The organism is Bellilinea sp., assembly GCF_053501535.1.
This window is the reverse complement of record NZ_JBRCOK010000080.1, coordinates 1-18,045: the sequence shown is the minus strand read 5'-3', so window position 1 is coordinate 18,045 and position 18,045 is coordinate 1. Positions and strand designations below refer to the sequence as shown.

Sequence of the window (18,045 nt, the reverse complement as noted above, 5' to 3'; positions counted from 1 at the left end):
GCTACGGGGGGTTGGGGCGAGCGACGGGTTGTTTTTTATTAACCTTGACAGCCTGCGGTTTGACCATTAGTGATTTTTAGAATGCCATGCCACCACAAGCGAGTCCCGCGGGTTAAAAATCTAACGCTTGTTAGCCGAATTCCCCCGGCTATCCCCTGTGTGAAATTTAACACAAACTGTGGACATTCGTCAGATTGACAATCTGTCCTACCCCGTCTATAATAACCATAATTGAATAACCAAACGCCTTCGGGGCAGGGTGAGGAAGCGGCGCTTCCAATTCCCGATCGGTGGTCAAAACCCACGAGCGCATATCCGCGCACGACCCGGTGAAATTCCGGGGTCGACGGTACAGTCCGGATGAAAGAAGGCTACCCTCTCTTACAGCGACTTTTTCTGCATGTCGTTGCCTCCTGCCCCGAAAACCATCGTTTTCGGGATTTTTATTTTTACCGGGAAAGTCAGGTTGAAAGACATGGAAATCAGCATCCCCAACTTACAGAACCTTAAACCCCCGCTGGGGAGTGAAGCCGGCGCATCGCCGTGGCTGCGCCGCCTGCGTTTATTCCTTACCCCCTTCTCGCTGGTGCTGGCACTGTTCCTGTGGGAAGGGTTGGTACGCCTTGCCCAACTGCCGGCCTTCATCCTCCCCTCACCCGGCCGGGTGGCAGCGCGTTTCTGGCAGGCGCTCGCGGATGGCACCTTGCTGCGCCACACATCCGCCACCCTGCTCGAAATCACGCTCGGCTTGCTGGCGGGTACCCTGCTGGCCACCCTGATCGGTTACCTGCTGGCTAAATCCCCGCTGTTTGAGCAGCTCTTCGCCCCCTATCTGGTCGCCAGTCAGGCAATTCCAATTGTGGCAATCGCCCCGCTGCTGGTGATCTGGTTTGGACCGGGCATTTTCACCAAAGTGCTGATCTGCGCGCTGATTGTTTTCTTCCCGGTGCTGGTCAACACGGTGGTAGGGCTGCGCGCCGTTCCGCAGGACCTGCGCGCCCTGATGCGCTCGCTGCGGGCTACTCCGTGGCAAAACCTGCGCTATCTGGAAATTCCGGCTGCCCTGCCGGTGTTTCTGGGCGGTTTGCGGGTTGGTGCCACCCTCTCGGTCATCGGTGCGGTTATCGGTGAACTGGTGGCAGCCGACCGCGGTTTGGGTTTTCTCATCAATGTCGGGCGCGGTCAGTATGATACGGCACTGGTCTTCGTCGCCGTTTTCACACTGGTTACGCTGGCGTTGCTGCTTTACGGAGCGGTGATCTATATGGAACGCCGTTTGCTGGCCTGGCAAAGCGAACCTTACAAACGCAACGGCAACAAAATTCTCGATTAATGGAAAGGTACTCGAACCATGCGTGCGCTTCATTTCAGTCTCATCCTGATCCTTGCAGTTTCCTTCCTCAGCGGGTGTGCCGCACCTGCCACCCCTGCCCCCACCGCCGGGCTGACCCCCATCCGCCTGCCGGTGGGTTTCATCCCCAACATTCAATTTGCCCCGCTGTATGTCGCCATTGAGCGCGGCTACTTCCGCGAACTGGGACTGGATGTAACCCTGGATTACAGCATGGAAAATGACAATGTGGCGCTGGTCGGGGCCGGTCAAATTCCTTTTGCGGTCGTTTCCGGCGAGCAGGTGCTGCTCGGCCGCGCGCAGGATTTACCGGTGGTGTATATCACGGCCTGGTACCGCGATTTTCCGGTGGGCATTGCTGCGCTGGAATCGAGCGGCATCCGCCAGCCGGCTGACCTGCGCGGGCGCAAGGTGGGCATCCCCGGCACCTACGGGGCCAGCTACATCGGTCTGCAGGCCCTGCTTAAGACGGCCGGCCTGAAGGAAACCGACATCAACCTGCAATCCATCGGCTTCAATCAGGTGGAAGCGCTGACCGCCGGACAGGTGGAAGCCGGGGTGGTTTATATCACCAACGAACCGATTCAACTGCGCGCACTTGGTTACGATGTGCGCGTTCTGCGGGTGGCCGACAGCCTTGCCCTGGTTTCCAACGGGTTGATCACCAACGAAAAAACATTGAAAGAAAACCCCGATCTCGTTCGGCGCATGGTCAGTGCCTTCCTGCGGGGAATGCAGGATACGGTTGCCGACCCCGACGCCGCTTATGAGATCTCCACCCGTTACGTCGAAAACCTGGCCAGTCTTTCGGAAAGCGATGCAGCCACCCAGCGCGGCGTGCTGACCGCCTCGATTGACCTGTATCAGACCAACCCATGGGGTCAATCTGACCCGCAGGCCTGGGAAAACACGTTCAACCTGCTGGTAGAGATGGGACTGATTCCCCCCGCTCTGGACTGGAAGGCCGCCTTTACCAATGAATATCTCCCCCGCCCGCCCCAATATTGAGATGAGCCATTCCACCGTACTGCCTGCGCTGGAAGTGCGCAACCTGAGCATTCTCTTCCCGGCCGAAGGGGGTACTTTTCACGCTTTGCGTGACCTGACCTTCTCGGTACAACCGCAGGAATTTGTCTGCATCCTCGGCCCTTCCGGCAGCGGCAAGAGCACTCTGCTGCGCGTTCTGGCCGGCCTGCTGCCGCCCAGCGCCGGCGAAATCTGCTACCCGAACGGCAAGCCGCCCCGTATCGGTTACGTGTTTCAGCAAGCCAACCTGATGCCCTGGCGCACCGCCATCGAAAACATTACCCTGCCGCTGGAATTGCAGGGCATACCCCGCGCTCAGGCGCGCCAGCAGGCCCAGGAATTGATCGAACTGATCGGCCTGAAGGGCTTTGAAGAAGTCTTTCCGCGCGATCTTTCGGGCGGCATGGCGCAGCGGGTTGCAATTGCCCGCGCCCTGATTCAAGACCCGGATTTACTGCTGCTGGATGAACCGTTTGGCTCGCTGGATGCGCTGACCCGCGAACGCATGGGCAGCGAGTTATTGAACCTGTGGCAGGCGCGCCAGAAAACCGTCCTGATGGTGACCCACTCCATTTCCGAGGCGCTGCTGCTTTCCGACCGGGTGCTGGTACTGACGCCCCGTCCCGGCCGGCTGGCGCTGGACTTCCGCGTTCCCCTGCCCCGTCCGCGCAGCGATGACATGCGCTATACCGCCGCGTTTGGAAAACTTTCGCGAAAATTAAAGGCCGCAATTGCTTGAATTTTTCGAGAAAAACTATTGACACAGAACAATTGTTCGTGTATTATAATAGTACAAATGGTCGAAAAATTTTAGATAAAGCATCGGTCTTTTCTTTCAAAAAGGAGTGGCAGCATGATGATGGCGAGACGCAGCCAGGGCTTAAGTGAACGGCACCGCAAAATACTGGACTTCCTCACCCGCTTTCAAGAGGAAAACGGCTACTCCCCTTCCATTCGAGAAATTGGGGATAGCATCAACGTCAAATCCACCTCCCTGGTGGATTATTATCTGACCCAACTGGAACAGATGGGCTTCATCTCGCGGGATAACCGTGTGTCCCGTTCGATTCGCGTGCTGGAACCGGCCGAACGGCTGCTCAACCGCGCCGTCAAAGCCGTCCGGCAGCTGGAGGATGTCGTCCCCATTCCGGTATTGGGGCGAATCGTCGCCAGCGAGCCGATTCCGGTACCCCCCTCCGATCTGGCCTACTTCGACCCGGAATCCAGCGTGGAAATCGCCCGCAGTTTGCTGCCCGCCCGCGAACGGCCGGAAGAACTCTTTGCCCTGGAAGTTCAGGGAGACTCCATGATTGACGCCATGGTCAACGACGGCGATACCGTCATCCTGCGCCGCGCACAGGAAGCCAACAACGGCGACATGGTTGCCGTGTGGCTGGACGACCGCGACGAAACCACCCTCAAGTACTTCTACAAAGAGAAAGACCGCATCCGCCTGCAGCCCGCCAACCCGACCATGGGCCCCATCTACATCGAAAATCCGGCACACCTGCGCATCATGGGCAAAGTGGTCATGGTCATCCGCCAGGTCAAATCGGTAGCTGCCTGAGCAGAAAGCAAAACCCCCCGCCTGTAAAACGGGGGGTTTTTGATGTTGGACGTAGAACCGCGGATTAGACGACTTCGACGACTGCGCCAGCGGCTTCCAGTTTGGCCTTGGCATCGTTGGCGGCTTCTTTGCCAACCCCGCTCAGCACCTTGGCGCCGGCAGTTTCCGCCATGGTCTTGGCTTCCACCAGACCGAGGTTGGTCAACTGGCGGATGACCTTGATGGTTTCAATCTTCTTGGGGCCGGCATCCTTGAGCACTACATCGAATTCGGTCTTTTCTTCCACCGGTTCAGCGGCGGCAGCAGCCGCAGGAGCAGCAGCCACAGCAGCAACCGGAGCGGCGGCGGAAACGCCCCATTTTTCTTCCAGCATTTTTACCAGTTCAGCGGCTTCCAGAACCGACAGTTTGCCGAGTTCTTCAACCAATTTTTCCAGATCAGCCATTTCAAATTCTCCTTACAAAAAAGTGTGTTTGTTTTCGATTGATGAAATTTTCCTGTTTTGACAGGTGGATGAACAACGCATCAGGCAGCAGCCGGGGCAGCACCCTTTTCAGAGTAGGCTTTGATGACTGCCGCAAGACCACGGGCAGGCTCGGCAATCGTCCGCACCAGTTTGGTGGCCGGCGCCGAGATGGTGCCCAGCAGCATGGCGCGCATGACCGGCAGCGGCGGCAGGTCGGCCAGTGCTTTGACCTGTGCAGGCGAAAGCGGCTGGTTGCCCAGATACCCGCCCTTGATCGCAAAGATCTCGGATTTGGCCGTTGCATCACTGAGTACCTTGGCAAGCGCTGGTGCATCACTGAACGCAAAACCCACCAGTGAAGCGCCATCGAATACGGCTTTGTCCTGAATGCCGACTTCATCGAGCGCCAGTTTCATCAGGGTATTCTTGACGACGTGCAGCTCGGCGCCGGCTTCGCGCGCTTTGGCCCGCAGGGTATCAATCTCCTTCATGGTCATCTTGCTGTAATTGAGGACAAACACACCCTGGCTTTGCCGCAGCCATTCCACATACTGCGCCACCATCTTATTCTTGTGCTGTTTTGTGAACGCCAACGAGGATTCACCTCCTTTCTTTTAAGATAAAAGTCTTTGCCCTGCGCGTGCCGGGCAAAGACTTTTAACCACTGCCAGAAGGCAGTATAGATTTCTCGGAAAAGTCCTCACCTCGGCGGGATATTAAGCCCCTTGCGGGGCACCTGCTTTCAACGGTGCAGGGAATATTCACTTTTTAGGGAATCAGGTGGTTTACCTGTTTCACTCCTTCGTAGACATGTTTTGAGCCTGAACCGCATCCACACGGATGCCGGGCCCCATGGTGGTGGTGACCGTCACCTTGCGGATGTAGGAACCCTTGGCGGCAGCCGGTTTGGCTTTTTTGATCGCATCCATCAGCGCCGCCATGTTGTTGTACAGTTTTTCGGTATCAAAAGACACCTTGCCAATCGGCACATGGATGTTGGCCGTCTTGTCCAGGCGGAACTCCACGCGGCCGGCTTTGGCTTCCTGAATCACGCGCGGCAGGTCATCTGGCGGAACTACGGTACCGGCTTTGGGATTTGGCATCAACCCGCGCGGGCCGAGCACGCGGCCGAGCCGGCCGGCTTTGCTCATCATATCCGGCGTGGCAATCGCCACATCAAAATCGGTGAAGCCGTTTTGAATCTTGGTGATCCATTCGTCGCTGTCGGCAATGTAATCGGCACCGGCTTCTTTGGCTTTTTCAGCCCCTTCACCTTGCGCAAAGACCAGCACGCGGACTGTCTTGCCCAGGCCGTGCGGCAGGACAACCACATCGCGCACCTGCTGATCGGCCTGACGCGGGTCCAGACCCATGCGCAGGTGAACTTCAACCGTCGCATCAAATTTGGTAATCGAAGTTTCTTTTGCCAGAGCAAGCGCTTCCTCAGGCGAGTAGGACTGGCCGGGAGCAATTTTTGCACTGGCGGCGAGGTATTTCTTTCCGTGCTTTGCCATGATTTCTCCTTCGTGGTGCTAACGGGCAGTCAACGCCCTCCCACTTTTGCTTAATCTACGACCTGAATGCCCATATTGCGGGCGGTTCCTTCGATCTGACGCATCGCATCTTCGATGTCCACTGCGTTCATATCTTTCATTTTGATCTCGGCAATTTCCCGAACTTGAGCGCGGGTTACTTTGCCCACCTTGGTGCGGTTGGGCACCGCCGAACCCTTTTCAACGCCGGCTGCTTTTTTGAGCAGCACCGCCGCCGGGGGCGATTTCAAAATGAAGGTGAAGGAACCATCGGTATAGACGGTGATTTCCGCAGGGATGACTTCGCCAGCCCGGTTTTGGGTGCGGGCGTTGTATTCCTTGCAGAATGCCATGATGTTGATCCCATGCCCGGCGAGGGCAGGGCCAACCGGCGGAGCCGGATTTGCTTTTCCGGCAACCAACTGTAACCTTACGACTGCTTTTAGTTTCTTTGCCACTTTTTCTACTCCTTCGTGGTTATAACGGGTGGTTTGGGGAGCACCCTCCCACAAACAATCCTCGTCGCCGAGGATTTACCTGCATCATTTAAGCTTTTTCCACCTGCAGAAAATCCAGCTCCACAGGGGTTTCTCGTCCAAAGAAATTGACCATCACCCGCACCTTATTGCGCTCCTGGTCAATTTCCGCCACCGTTCCGCGAAAATCGTTGAACGGGCCATCTACAATCCGTACGCGCTCGCCCACCTTGAAGGTGACTTTGACATGCGGCGCTTCCGCTTCCATGCGCTTGAGGATTTGAGCCACCTCTTCGGGGCGCAGCGGGGTGGGCTGATTGCCCATGCCCACAAAACCGGTCACACCCGGTGTGTTGCGCACCACGTACCAGGACTCTTCGGTCATAATCATGTTGACCAGCACATAACCGGGAAACACATGGCGTTCGACGGTGCGCCGCTTGCCGTCTTTAACCTCAATTTCTTCCTGGGTGGGGATGACCACATCAAAAATTTTGTCTTTCATCCCCATCGTTTCGATGCGTTGTTCGAGGTTGTGGCGCACTTTGTTTTCGTATCCAGAGTAGCAATGCACCACATACCAGGCCCGCTGTTCGGTACCCGGTTCTTCAAAGGTAGGGAGTTCCTCTTCCGGAGCCGATGGTTGCGCAGCAGCACGGGATGCGCCTGTCGAGCCGGTGGTCTTTTTGACCTCCGGCTGCGGTTGAGGTAGCGGTTTTTGTTCCTGCTCTTCCTCAGGGTCTTTCATTTCGTCATACGCATCCTGCATTCCCATCTACTCCTTCGCGGCTGGTTGTCCGGCGTATTATCCCAACAATAAACCGATTAAAGCCGAGAAAACGTAATCCAGCAAACCTAAAAAGATGGCCATCAAACCCATCACCACCAGCACAATTTTGGTCAAACGCCAGGCTTCCTGTGTGGTCGGCCAGTTGACTTTGCGCAGTTCACCGATGGTTTCGCGCCAAAAGCGCACCAGCCGGTTGGGCTGTTTGCTCTTTTCAGCCTGTTTGCTTTTTTCAACCTGTTTGCTTTTTTCGGTTTTCTCAGCCACACAAAACTCCTTCTTATTCAGGCTAAAACGCCGCTTTCCTGCTGATTTCCCTCCAAAAACTGCGGCGGGGCGGAAAGGGCGTTGCCCGGAATGAGGCAGGCCAGGCAGGAGTCGAACCCACAACCCCCGGTTTTGGAGACCGGTGCTCTGCCAATTGAGCTACTGGCCTACAGAAAGGTGAGGCAGTCTGTTGCGCTTGCATCTGCCTCACCCCAATTATACCCTACTTCGTTTCGCGGTGAAGCGTGTGCTTGCGGCAGCGCGGGCAGTATTTGCTCAATTCCAGACGCCCCGGATCGTTGCGGCGATTCTTCTCGGAGGTATAGTTGCGCTCTTTGCAATCCGAACACGCCAGAGTAATCACCGGGCGAATATCTTTCTTCTTAGATGCCATACTTTCACTTGCGGCCTATTGAGTTAAGCCGACGCTCCTTCTCAGTCCAGAATCTTGGTAATCACACCCGCGCCGACGGTCAAACCGCCTTCGCGAATGGCGAATTTCGAACCCTGCTCCAGCGCCACCGGCACGATCAGTTCCACTTCCATGTTCACGTTGTCGCCCGGCATCACCATCTCCACCCCTTCCGGCAGCTTGATCGAGCCGGTCACGTCCATCGTCCGAATGTAGAACTGCGGCCGATAACCGCTGAAGAACGGCTTGTGCCGCCCGCCTTCTTCCCGCTTCAACACATACACTTCCGCATTGAACTTGCGGTGCGGCGTGATGCTCCCCGGTTTGGCAATCACCATCCCGCGCTCCACATCCGTCCGCTCAATCCCGCGCAGCAGTAACCCCAGATTGTCCCCCGCCATGCCTTCGTCCAGCATCTTGTGGAACATTTCTACCCCAGTCACCACCGAGCTCATGCTCTTCTCGCGCAGCCCCACGATCTCCACCGGATCACCCACTTTGATCCGCCCGCGCTCCACACGCCCGGTCACCACCGTCCCACGTCCCTTGATCGAGAACACGTCTTCCACCGGCATCATGAACGGTTTGTCCACCTCGCGCACCGGTTCCGGGATGTAGCTGTCCACCACATCCATCAATTCCTTGATGCATGCATATTCCGGCGCGTTCGGATCCGTCGAACTGCTCTCCAACGCCTTCAACGCGCTCCCGCGCACAATCGGCGTCTCATCCCCAGGAAAGCCGTATTCGGTCAACATCTCGCGCAGTTCCAGCTCGACCAGCTCCAGCAACTCCGGATCGTCCATCTGATCCACTTTGTTCAAAAACACCACAATGCTCGGCACTTCCACCTGCCGCGCCAGCAGCACGTGCTCGCGCGTCTGCGGCATCGGTCCGTCCGGCGCTGCCACCACCAGAATGGCACCGTCCACCTGCGCCGCCCCGGTGATCATGTTCTTGATGTAGTCGCGGTGACCCGGCATGTCCACATGCGCGTAGTGCCGCTTGTCGGTCTCATATTCCACGTGCGCAATGTTGATCGTGATCCCGCGCGCTTTCTCTTCCGGCGCATTGTCAATCTGGTCATACGCCTTGAATTCGGCCTTCCCCAGCAGACTGCACCACTTCGTGATCGCCGCGGTCAATGTCGTCTTGCCATGGTCAATATGCCCCATGGTCCCTACGTTCAGATGCGGTTTCGTTCGCTCAAATTTTTGCTTCGCCATGTTTTTTCTCCTTGGCTCCTCTCTTAAATAACTAGAAGGGTCCTGGGAAAACCGGCATCAAGAGCCCTCAATGGGATTTGAACCCATGACCCCGCCCTTACCAAGGGCGTGCTCTACCTACTGAGCTATGAGGGCTTGCCGTTCTCCAGAAACTCCCCTAAAGTTTGGGGATTTTCGGTCAGACGACCAGTGGGCAGTGAAGGATTCGAACCTCCGAAGGCGTTCGCCAGCTGATTTACAGTCAGCCCCCTTTGGCCACTTGGGTAACTGCCCATGCCCCGAGCCGTTGCCGGCTCGCAAGTGAGGTCATCTATTTCAGATCAGCCTCACTCGCCAGCCCGCAACCTGAGCCGACGACGGGAATCGAACCCGTAACCTACCACTTACAAGGCGGTTGCTCTGCCGATTGAGCTACGTCGGCCTGAATTGTTAAGGGTCATAATAGCGCGCTAGATTATATCAGAGGGTCTGTGTGAAGGCAAGGTTTACGCCCGTTATTTAACCTTTTTCCTCTCCCAAAAAAGCCCCTTGCTGCCTCATTTACCCGCTTGTGTGTTGAATCTTATCACAATCTTGTGTGTTTAATCTTATCACAATATTGAAGATGATATGGCTTTCTCAAAGCTCCTTGACAATCCTAAAACTTTGTATCGAAACTGGAATTGTGGCGAAACAAACCCCCACCGACCTCCCCCAATATCGCTTTCGCGATATTGGGGGAGGCGCAGGAGGGGGCAAAATTGCTCGATTTGACGTATCAGTGGATTATTCCGAATAGACATCGGTCAGCGCCGGCCGGCTACTGTTTGACCGTTCTCGACTTTGAGAAAGCCATGTTGAAGATGATTGCCGACCTCTACCTTTTGCCGGTTTCCATGTATAATCAAGGCAGTATAAATGGAGGCTGCATGGAAATTACCTGGTACGGGCATTCCTGTTTTCGAATCACCGAACGCAATTTAGCCAGTGTGGTGACCGATCCCTACGATCACCGCGCGGTGGGTCACGATCCGCTTAAACTCAAAGCGGACATCGTCACCGTCAGCCACGCGGCGCCCGGTCACAATTATCTGAACGGCGTCAAGGGCGAGCCGTTCATCATCAGCGGACCGGGTGAATTTGAAATCGGGGGAGTGTTCATTACCGGTGTGCAAACCAACGGACATACCAAAAAGACAACGGATGAACCGCGCAATACGCTGTATCTGATTGACTACAACGGCATCAATGTGCTGCATTTGGGGGCTATCAACCGTGTCCCCACCCAGACTGAGGTGGAAACATTGGGTCCGGTACACATCGTACTGGTGCCGGTTGGCGGCGGCAGCGGTTTAAATGCCGCCAAGGCTGCCGAAATCATCAGCCTGCTCGAGCCCAATCTGGTGATTCCCATGCATTACGCTACCCCGCAATCCACCATAAAACTGGAGCCGTTGAGCAAGTTCCTGAAAGAAATGGGGCTGACGGCGGTAACCACCCAACCTTCTCTTAAAGTGACTTCGGTGAACTCGCTGCCGGAGGAAACCCAGGTGATTGTGCTTGATCCGGTTGGCAATTGAGGAGTAAACTGTGGCTGTCAAATTGATCATGTCGTGGGATATTGCCCCCGAACGCGAACAGGAATACTTTGAATTCGTGGTACGCGAGTTTATCCCCGGCGTTCAACGCCTGGGGTTCGAACTGAGCGATGCATGGGCAACGGTTTACGGCTCACAGCCGCAAATTCTGGTTGGCGCGGTCGTACCATCCCCCGCACAGGCGCGCCAAATCCTCAATTCCGCCGAGTGGAAAAGCCTCAACAATCAGCTGCAGGATTATGTCCGCAATTACCGGTACAAAATCGTCGAAGCCCGCAGCGGATTCCAGTTCTGAATTTGCCGGGCGGCTGCTCGACTGGTACCGACAAAACCGCCGCAGCCTGCCCTGGCGCCAAACCCGCGACCCCTATGCCGTGTGGGTCTCGGAAATCATGCTCCAGCAGACTCGTGTGGAAACGGTCATTCCCTATTACCAGCGCTGGATGGAGCAGTTTCCCACCCTGCAGCATCTGGCACAGGCCGATGAGCAGCAAGTCCTCAAGGCGTGGGAAGGACTGGGCTACTACAGCCGCGCGCGCAGCCTGCATCGCGCCGCCCGGCTGGTCATTGAAAAATATAACGGTCAAATCCCCTCCGAGATTGAAAATCTCATTCGTCTGCCCGGTGTAGGGCGGTATACCGCCGCCGCCATCGCTTCGATTGCCTTTGGGCAGGATGAACCGGCTTTGGACGGCAATCTGCGGCGGGTCATCGCCCGGCTTTTCAACGTCAGCCTGCCGGCCCGCTCGCCGCAGGGAGAAGCCCGCCTTCTGGAATTGTTGTATTCCCACTTGCCGGCCGGCAAAGCCGGAGATTTCAATCAGGCGTTGATGGATTTGGGGGCGTTAATCTGCACACCGCGCAAACCGCACTGTGACCGCTGTCCGCTGGCGGATGGGTGTCAGGCAAAGGCGCTCGGCGTTCAGGAAGAACGACCCGTCCAGTCACCTCGCGCCGCCACACCTCACTACACCGTTACCGCCGCCGTCATCACACGCGCCGGCAAAGTTCTGCTCACCCGCCGGCCTGCCAACGGTTTGCTGGGCGGTTTATGGGAATTCCCCGGCGGCAAACAAGAAGAAGGTGAAACCCTGCCGGAATGTTTGCAGCGCGAAATTCGGGAGGAATTGGGGGTCGAAATCGAGGTGGGCGAGGTACTGGGAATTTACCGCCATGCCTACACCCACTTCAAAGTGAAACTGCACGCCTTTTTTTGCACACTTTTGCAGGGGGAACCGCAGCCCCATCAGGCGGATGACCTGACCTGGGCCGCCCTGAGCGAATTGCCGCACTTTGCAATGGGTAAAATTGACCGTCAAATCGCCGCCGACCTGCTGAAGATGGAGCGCTCCCTCTTTCCGCTGGGGTGATTCACACTTCTCCCCCGCTGCCTTTCTCCGTTCAACGCAGTACACCCTGTTATAATTTACTTGATTTACAAAATTAGTCAATTATACGGAGAACAATCTCATGCAAACCAAACCAATTCTGCCCTGGGCGCTGGTGATCGTGCTCAGCCTGGCGCTGATTGTGATGCTGGTGCAGCAAAATCAACCCGCGGCAGTTTCGCAAAACCAGACTGAAACCGCCACTCCACCCGTCGCCATTGCGGCTTCTCCCACCGCCGAAACGCCCGCCTCCAACCCGAGCACCACCCCCACCAATGAACAAACAACCACCGCCAAACCGGCTGACCTGATCACGCCGAGCGCTTCTCCATCTCAGCCAGACCTCACCCCAACCTCGCCAGCGCCAACCAACGCATCCATCACCGGTTTTCAGCCGCTGGCAGCCCCGCCCATCCCTGTGAATATCATTGACCACCGCGCCGTGGCATTGTATGACCAGATCCCGCCCGAGTTTTTGCAGGAAGCCGAGAAAATCCGCATGGTGTTCTTCGACCGCAGCGTGGGTTGGAACATCAGCAGCGGGTTGGATTGTCTGGCAGCCCCCTCGTGGGCAGCCAGCCCCTCGCACTGCCGGCGCTACTTTACCAGTCAGGTGATCTGCGCCCCCGATCCCAACTCCAATCAGGTCAAGACTTACACCGGCAGAGATGCGGCCATCCCCGCCGCCATCCGCTTTCCGGGTGGCAACGACCGCAGCAACATCGAATTCGTCCTCAGCGAAGGCGCCTACTGGTTTGAAGAACTGCAGTACTTCCTCAACCAGGTGCCGCAATACGCCGACCGCCAGATTATCACCTACGGGCACAATTACCTGCAGGTGACCAGCGCTTCCGACATCGCCGATGTGTACTTTGATCCCAGTTACGACGGCCCCAACCTGTATGATCTGGTTGGGCTGGAAGCGCAATACCCCGATAAAACCTTTGTGTACTGGACCACTTCACTGGCGCGCAACATCGGCACGGATGTTTCGCGCCGTTTCAACGAACAGATGCGTGAGTGGGCCAGAACCAACAACCGTATCCTCTACGATCTGGCCGATATCCTCAGTCATACACCTGAGGGTGAAGCTTGCCTGAGCGACAGCGGCAACCCGGTCATCTGCTGTGCGTACACCACCGAAAGCGAAGGGGGGCATTTGGGGGCGGTTTCGGCCGGCAAATTACAGGCTGCCAAAGCCATGTGGGTGTTGCTGGCGCAGTTAGCCGGCTGGCAGCCCAACATACCCTGAACTTTTCAGCGTCATTACAAAAGCCCAACAAAATTGAAAACCGCCGATTCAGGCGGTTTTTTCTGCTACAATGGAGCGGGTCAAAATTCTTTACTACATGGAGAACAATTGTCAATGAAAATCAACCGTCTTGCGCCTTGGGGGATGGCGCTCATCCTTCTGGCAACAGCGGTATTTCCGCTCAATGTATTGGCTCAAACCCAGCCGCCGGACGAAATTACACCACAAGATACTTCTTATACCGTGTTCCTGCCGATGGTGCGGCGCAGCAGCACAACCACCACACCCACCCCCACCCCGCGCCCGACCATCATCCCCAACCCGCAATTGGGCAACATCATTGACCACACATCGATAGAGTTGTTTGAGCAAATACCAGATACTTACATTCAACAAGCAGCACGAATACGCAGCCTATTCAGACATGCTTCCGTTGGTGCCAATATCAAAAATGGACTGGACTGCCTGCGAGGGATTACAGATCAAAATGGGAGAAGACCAGATTTTTGTGATCGAGGATTATCATCCCAAGAAATCCTTTACAACTCAAAATATGATAATCGCTCATGGATATTTGAATTTCATTCCCCTCCTCCGGGACAAAACCCTGGATGGTGGAATAAAGTCAACTATTTCGTACAAGCAGTAGATCAAAATGCTCATCTTTATGATGTCATGTCCTTCAAATTCGGATATGTAGATGCTCAAATTGGAAGCGACATTGATAACGCTTTCTTCTCAAGAAATCCAAGAGATCCTTATCCTGGAATTGAAGACATTGAAGCATTAATGCAAAGACATCCAGACAAGATTATTCCTCTCTGGACAATGGGATTGGCGGTTGCTATTGGAACGCCTGACTCCACATCCTTCAATGAGCAGATGAGAGAATATGCGCGACAAAATAATGTCATCTTAATGGATATTGCCGATATACTTTCTCATCGCCCGGACGGAAGTCCTTGCTTTGATAATCAAGGCAGAGGATTACCCGCATTATGTACTGATTATACGGAAGAGGTAAACGGTGGGCATTTGAACGCCAGAGGTTCTTTGAGAATGGCAAAAGCTTACTGGTTACTCATGGCATACCTTGCCGGCTGGCAGGGCCCGTGATCGCTGCACCTTAACTTCCTTCCACAAGCCTTCCCTGCTGCCAGCACCAAAAACACCCGGCAGCAGGGATTTTTGTTTGATTCGCCACGGTCTATTTGTGGTATATTTAGGACAACTTCCGCCCTCAACACGGCCTGCGCTCGTTGACCCCGCCCATTTGCCTGACGCTTTTCAGCCACCTGCTGCCGGTGCGGGTTTTTGATTTTTACCCCCAACCAATGGAAGCCGAAACACCCCTTTCCCTCCAACCCCTGACGACCGAAATTCAACGCCTCCATCAGCAGGCATTGGACTTACTGGATGCCGACCCTGCGCACGGGTTGAAGCTGCTTCAGCAAGCCTTTCAACTGGCAGAAAATCACCTTCAGCAGGACGACGAGCATCTTCAGGCCGAACTGGCTGCCTGCACCATCACCCGCGGGCGGCTTAACCTCAAAAACGCTGCCTACACCGCGGCGCTGACCGATTTTCAAACCGCCATGCAGCAATTTGAGCGGCTGGGCAAAAACCGCGAAAAGGCGCTTGCCCGTTCCTATTACGGCATCGCTTACGCCCACATGGGGGAATTTGCCGACGCACTCGAACACCTGTTTCAGGCCTTGAAAGAGGTGCAGGAACTGGGAGATCAACTGCTGACGGCCGAGATTACCAACGACATCTGCTACACCTATGTTCTGCTGGGTCAACCCGAACTGGCCATCCCTCACCTGCATCAGGCCGTGCAAACGCTGCGCGAACTGAACGAACCCATGCGCCTTTCGTGGGCGCTGGATAGTCTGGCGATGGGCTACCTGCACACCGGCCAACCGCGCCGCGCAATGGAATACGAAACCGAAGCCATTCAGATTGCCGAATCCATCCAAACCTGGCAGGATCAGGCTGTTTATCTCAACAACATTGGGGAAATTTATCTTGCCATGGGAGATGATAGCGCCGCCATTTCGGCCTACCAGCGCGCGTTGAACGTTGCCCGCCAGTACAATCTGACTGCAGAAATTGCCATCACCCTGCTCAACCTGGGCAAACTGCACACCGAACGCGGTCATTACGAGGCCGCCGAAAAAGACTTGAACGAAGCCCTGCAGCTGGCACAGCAAACCCGCCGCCAGCAGCAGGTGATGGAAGCCTATCGAGCACTGGCGGATCTGTACGAAAAAAACGGTAAAACCGCTGCTGCGCTGGAAATGTACAAGAAATACCATGCCGTCTTTCAAGCCGTTTATGATCAGGAAGCCGACCGGCGCATCAAGCATTTGCAGGTACTCCACCAGTTGGAAACCCTGCGCCGCGAAACGGAGGCCTTCCAAAAACAGGCGCTGGAACTACAGCGCAAAGTAGAAGAACAGCAGCGCACACAGGTCAAACTGGAAAAACTGGCACGCACCGATTCGCTCACCCAAAGCCTGAACCGCCGCGCCCTGTTCGATACCGGTCAGGCCGCCTTTCAGGAAGCCCGCAAAACCGGCCAGCCTTTGACCATCATCATGTTCGATCTGGATAATTTCAAGGAAATCAACGACCAGTACGGCCATCTGGTTGGCGATCAGGTGTTGACCATCCTGGTCGAGCGCATCCGCCACCGCCTGCGCAGCAGTGATACCCTGGCGCGTTACGGCGGCGAGGAATTTACCATCATCATGCCGGGCATCACACTCGAACAGGGCCTGCGCATGGCTGAACGGGTACGCGGTGCGGTGGCCGAATCACCCATCCGCATTGGTGGCAATCGTTTGAATGTCACCATCAGTCTCGGCGTGGCAACTGCCAGCCCGCCTCACTTTCCCCATACATTCAAGGAACTGCTGCGCCGCGCCGATCAGGCCCTGTATGCTGCCAAAAACAGCGGGCGCAACTGCGTAAAAGCCTTTGAAGGCTGACCCCCGTCCTAACGGGTCAATTTTCGGTAGGTGATGCGGTGCGGCTGGTCGGCGGCAATTCCCAGCCGGGCGCGGCGGTCGGCTTCATACTGGGTGTAGTTGCCATCGTAAAACACCACCCGGCTGTCGCCTTCAAACGCCAGAATGTGCGTGGCAATCCGATCGAGAAACCAGCGGTCATGGCTGACCACCAGCGCACAACCGCCAAAGTTTAGCAGCGCTTCTTCCAGCGCCCGCAGGGTGTTGACATCCAGATCGTTGGTCGGCTCATCCAGCAGCAGCACATTAGCACCCTGCTTGAGCATTCGCGCCAGGTGAACGCGGTTGCGTTCGCCACCCGAAAGCATACCCACTTTTTTCTGCTGATCTGCACCGGTAAAGTTAAACCGCGCCACATAAGCGCGCGAGTTCACCTCGCGTTCACCCAGACGGATGGTATCTTCCCCATCGCAGATCATCTCCCACACCGTTCGCTGCGGATCGAGCACATCCCGCGATTGATCCACATACGCCATTTGTACCGTTTCGCCGATGCGTAAAGTACCCGAATCGGGTTTTTCCTGGCCGGTGATCATGCGCAGCAGGGTGGTCTTACCGGCTCCATTCGCACCAATAATGCCAATGATACCGCCCGGCGGCAGGGAAAAGCTCATATCCTCGATCAGCAAACGGTCGCCATAGCCTTTGTAAACATGCTCTGCCTCAATTACCAGATTGCCCAGCCGCGGGCCGGGCGGGAGGTAAATCTCCAATTCTCTGGCGGCTTTTTCATTTTCCTGACTGAGCAGCCGCTCATAAGCCTGAATACGCGCCTTGGATTTGGCATGCCGGGCGCGCGGCGCCATGCGGATCCATTCCAGTTCGCGTTCCAGCGTGCGGACTCGTTCACTTTCCTGCTTTTCTTCCGTCATCAGGCGCGCCTTTTTCTGTTCCAGCCAGCCGGAGTAATTCCCCTTGTAGGGAATGCCCCGCCCGCGATCCAATTCCAAAATCCAGCCGGCGACATTATCCAGAAAATAGCGGTCATGGGTGACGGCAATCACCGTGCCGGGGTATTCCTGTAAATGGCGTTCCAGCCATGCCACCGTTTCGGCATCCAGGTGATTGGTCGGTTCATCCAGCAGCAGGATATCGGGTTTTTGCAGCAGCAGCCGGCACAGCGCCACCCGGCGGCGTTCTCCACCGGAAAGCACTTTAACCGGGGTATCACCGGGCGGGCAGCGCAGGGCATCCATTGCCATTTCCAGGCGGGCATCCATGTCCCATGCCCCAAGGTGGTCAATTTTTTCCTGCACTTCGCCCTGTTTTTCGATCAGCGCGTTCATTTCTTCATCCGTCAACGGTTCCGCAAAGCGTTCGCTGATCCGGTTGAATTCCTCCAAAAGCTGCATGGCTTCCTGCACGCCTTCGGCAACAATTTCACGCACGGTCTTTTCCTCATCCAGTTGCGGTTCCTGCTCCAGATAACCCACCGTGTAGCCGGGCGCCAGCACGGTCTCACCGTTGAAGTCCTTTTCCACCCCGGCCAGAATGCGCAGCAGGGTGCTCTTTCCGGAGCCGTTCAAGCCAATGACTCCAATTTTGGCGCCATAAAAATACGAAAGATAAATATCCTGCAAAACCGGTTTCCGGTCATAATACTTGCTGACGCCGATCATCGAGTAAATAATTTTGTTGGGTTCGTTTGTCATGGCAGCCTCTCTGTGGTTGATTTTACCTTAACCG

At 55.8% G+C, this 18,045-nt stretch carries 19 protein-coding genes, 4 tRNA genes, 1 riboswitch and 1 other annotated feature; of the genes, 10 read left to right on the top strand and 13 right to left on the bottom strand.

Going from position 1 to position 18,045, the window contains the following annotated elements:
• Positions 1-241 precede the first annotated feature (241 nt).
• A riboswitch (FMN riboswitch) is annotated at positions 242-376 on the top strand.
• A gap of 99 nt (positions 377-475) precedes the next feature.
• The 4 genes from ACWIZX_RS08350 to lexA all read left to right on the top strand — a co-directional run bounded on the left by ACWIZX_RS08350 (position 476) and on the right by lexA (position 3,944).
• Positions 476-1,333, top strand: coding sequence for an ABC transporter permease (locus ACWIZX_RS08350; protein ID WP_448335445.1), 858 nt, complete (start codon positions 476-478; stop codon positions 1,331-1,333).
• 18 nt (positions 1,334-1,351) lie between these two features.
• Entirely contained in the window at positions 1,352-2,359 is a 1,008-nt protein-coding gene (locus ACWIZX_RS08345) for an ABC transporter substrate-binding protein (protein WP_448335444.1), read from the top strand.
• Positions 2,328-3,116: an ABC transporter ATP-binding protein gene (locus tag ACWIZX_RS08340; RefSeq protein WP_448335443.1), complete on the top strand. Its 789-nt coding sequence runs from the start codon at positions 2,328-2,330 to the stop codon at positions 3,114-3,116. The genes ACWIZX_RS08345 and ACWIZX_RS08340 overlap by 32 nt, the downstream gene beginning before the upstream one ends.
• Before the next feature lie 114 nt (positions 3,117-3,230).
• Positions 3,231-3,944 (top strand): transcriptional repressor LexA, encoded by a 714-nt coding sequence (lexA, locus tag ACWIZX_RS08335; protein ID WP_448335442.1) that lies wholly within the window; start codon positions 3,231-3,233, stop codon positions 3,942-3,944.
• A 64-nt stretch (positions 3,945-4,008) separates the two neighbouring features.
• Here the strand turns inward: lexA and rplL are convergent, their stop codons facing one another.
• From rplL to ACWIZX_RS08275, 12 genes are all read right to left on the bottom strand, one after another.
• Positions 4,009-4,389 carry a 50S ribosomal protein L7/L12 gene (gene rplL / locus ACWIZX_RS08330; protein WP_322793811.1) on the bottom strand — a complete coding sequence of 127 codons (381 nt, stop codon included), beginning with the start codon at positions 4,387-4,389 and terminating at the stop codon, positions 4,009-4,011.
• Positions 4,390-4,469: 80 nt separating this feature from the next.
• Positions 4,470-5,003 (bottom strand): 50S ribosomal protein L10, encoded by a 534-nt coding sequence (rplJ, locus tag ACWIZX_RS08325; RefSeq protein ID WP_322793812.1) that lies wholly within the window; start codon positions 5,001-5,003, stop codon positions 4,470-4,472.
• A 17-nt stretch (positions 5,004-5,020) separates the two neighbouring features.
• Positions 5,021-5,177: a sequence feature (ribosomal protein L10 leader region), on the bottom strand.
• Between the two features lie 27 nt (positions 5,178-5,204).
• Positions 5,205-5,924, bottom strand: a complete 720-nt coding sequence (gene rplA, locus ACWIZX_RS08320) for a 50S ribosomal protein L1 (protein WP_322793813.1) — start codon at positions 5,922-5,924, stop codon at positions 5,205-5,207.
• Positions 5,925-5,974: 50 nt separating this feature from the next.
• Positions 5,975-6,400 carry a 50S ribosomal protein L11 gene (gene rplK, locus ACWIZX_RS08315; RefSeq protein ID WP_322793814.1) on the bottom strand — a complete coding sequence of 142 codons (426 nt, stop codon included), beginning with the start codon at positions 6,398-6,400 and terminating at the stop codon, positions 5,975-5,977.
• 88 nt (positions 6,401-6,488) lie between these two features.
• Positions 6,489-7,193, bottom strand: a complete 705-nt coding sequence (gene nusG, locus ACWIZX_RS08310; RefSeq protein ID WP_448335441.1) for a transcription termination/antitermination protein NusG — start codon at positions 7,191-7,193, stop codon at positions 6,489-6,491.
• 30 nt (positions 7,194-7,223) lie between these two features.
• The gene (gene secE / locus ACWIZX_RS08305) at positions 7,224-7,472 is read right to left on the bottom strand and encodes a preprotein translocase subunit SecE (protein WP_322793815.1); all 249 of its coding nucleotides are present in this window, start codon (positions 7,470-7,472) and stop codon (positions 7,224-7,226) included.
• 96 nt (positions 7,473-7,568) lie between these two features.
• Positions 7,569-7,641: transfer RNA gene (locus ACWIZX_RS08300), tRNA-Trp, on the bottom strand.
• Positions 7,642-7,695: 54 nt separating this feature from the next.
• Complete coding sequence (gene rpmG, locus ACWIZX_RS08295; RefSeq protein ID WP_416181048.1) at positions 7,696-7,866, bottom strand: 50S ribosomal protein L33; 171 nt, start codon at positions 7,864-7,866, stop codon at positions 7,696-7,698.
• Positions 7,867-7,907: 41 nt separating this feature from the next.
• A complete protein-coding gene (gene tuf, locus ACWIZX_RS08290; RefSeq protein ID WP_448335440.1) occupies positions 7,908-9,110 on the bottom strand; it encodes an elongation factor Tu in 1,203 nt (400 codons plus the stop codon).
• Positions 9,111-9,172: 62 nt separating this feature from the next.
• A tRNA-Thr gene (locus ACWIZX_RS08285) sits at positions 9,173-9,245 on the bottom strand.
• Between the two features lie 55 nt (positions 9,246-9,300).
• Positions 9,301-9,383: transfer RNA gene (locus ACWIZX_RS08280), tRNA-Tyr, on the bottom strand.
• 75 nt (positions 9,384-9,458) lie between these two features.
• Positions 9,459-9,531, bottom strand: a tRNA-Thr gene (locus ACWIZX_RS08275).
• A gap of 319 nt (positions 9,532-9,850) precedes the next feature.
• On the opposite strand from ACWIZX_RS08275, the gene ACWIZX_RS08270 reads away from it, so the two are divergent.
• The 6 genes from ACWIZX_RS08270 to ACWIZX_RS08245 all read left to right on the top strand — a co-directional run bounded on the left by ACWIZX_RS08270 (position 9,851) and on the right by ACWIZX_RS08245 (position 16,320).
• Entirely contained in the window at positions 9,851-10,669 is an 819-nt protein-coding gene (locus ACWIZX_RS08270; RefSeq protein WP_322794367.1) for an MBL fold metallo-hydrolase, read from the top strand.
• 10 nt (positions 10,670-10,679) lie between these two features.
• Positions 10,680-10,982, top strand: a complete 303-nt coding sequence (locus ACWIZX_RS08265) for a hypothetical protein (RefSeq protein WP_062158829.1) — start codon at positions 10,680-10,682, stop codon at positions 10,980-10,982.
• Positions 10,927-12,057, top strand: coding sequence for an A/G-specific adenine glycosylase (mutY, locus tag ACWIZX_RS08260; protein WP_448335439.1), 1,131 nt, complete (start codon positions 10,927-10,929; stop codon positions 12,055-12,057). The genes ACWIZX_RS08265 and mutY overlap by 56 nt, the downstream gene beginning before the upstream one ends.
• Positions 12,058-12,157: 100 nt before the next feature.
• Entirely contained in the window at positions 12,158-13,327 is a 1,170-nt protein-coding gene (locus ACWIZX_RS08255) for a hypothetical protein (protein ID WP_448335438.1), read from the top strand.
• 114 nt (positions 13,328-13,441) lie between these two features.
• Positions 13,442-14,443 carry a hypothetical protein gene (locus ACWIZX_RS08250; RefSeq protein WP_448335437.1) on the top strand — a complete coding sequence of 334 codons (1,002 nt, stop codon included), beginning with the start codon at positions 13,442-13,444 and terminating at the stop codon, positions 14,441-14,443.
• A gap of 143 nt (positions 14,444-14,586) precedes the next feature.
• Positions 14,587-16,320: a diguanylate cyclase gene (locus ACWIZX_RS08245; RefSeq protein WP_448335436.1), complete on the top strand. Its 1,734-nt coding sequence runs from the start codon at positions 14,587-14,589 to the stop codon at positions 16,318-16,320.
• An 8-nt stretch (positions 16,321-16,328) separates the two neighbouring features.
• Here the strand turns inward: ACWIZX_RS08245 and ettA are convergent, their stop codons facing one another.
• Positions 16,329-18,011 carry an energy-dependent translational throttle protein EttA gene (ettA, locus tag ACWIZX_RS08240; RefSeq protein WP_448335435.1) on the bottom strand — a complete coding sequence of 561 codons (1,683 nt, stop codon included), beginning with the start codon at positions 18,009-18,011 and terminating at the stop codon, positions 16,329-16,331.
• Positions 18,012-18,045 lie beyond the last annotated feature (34 nt).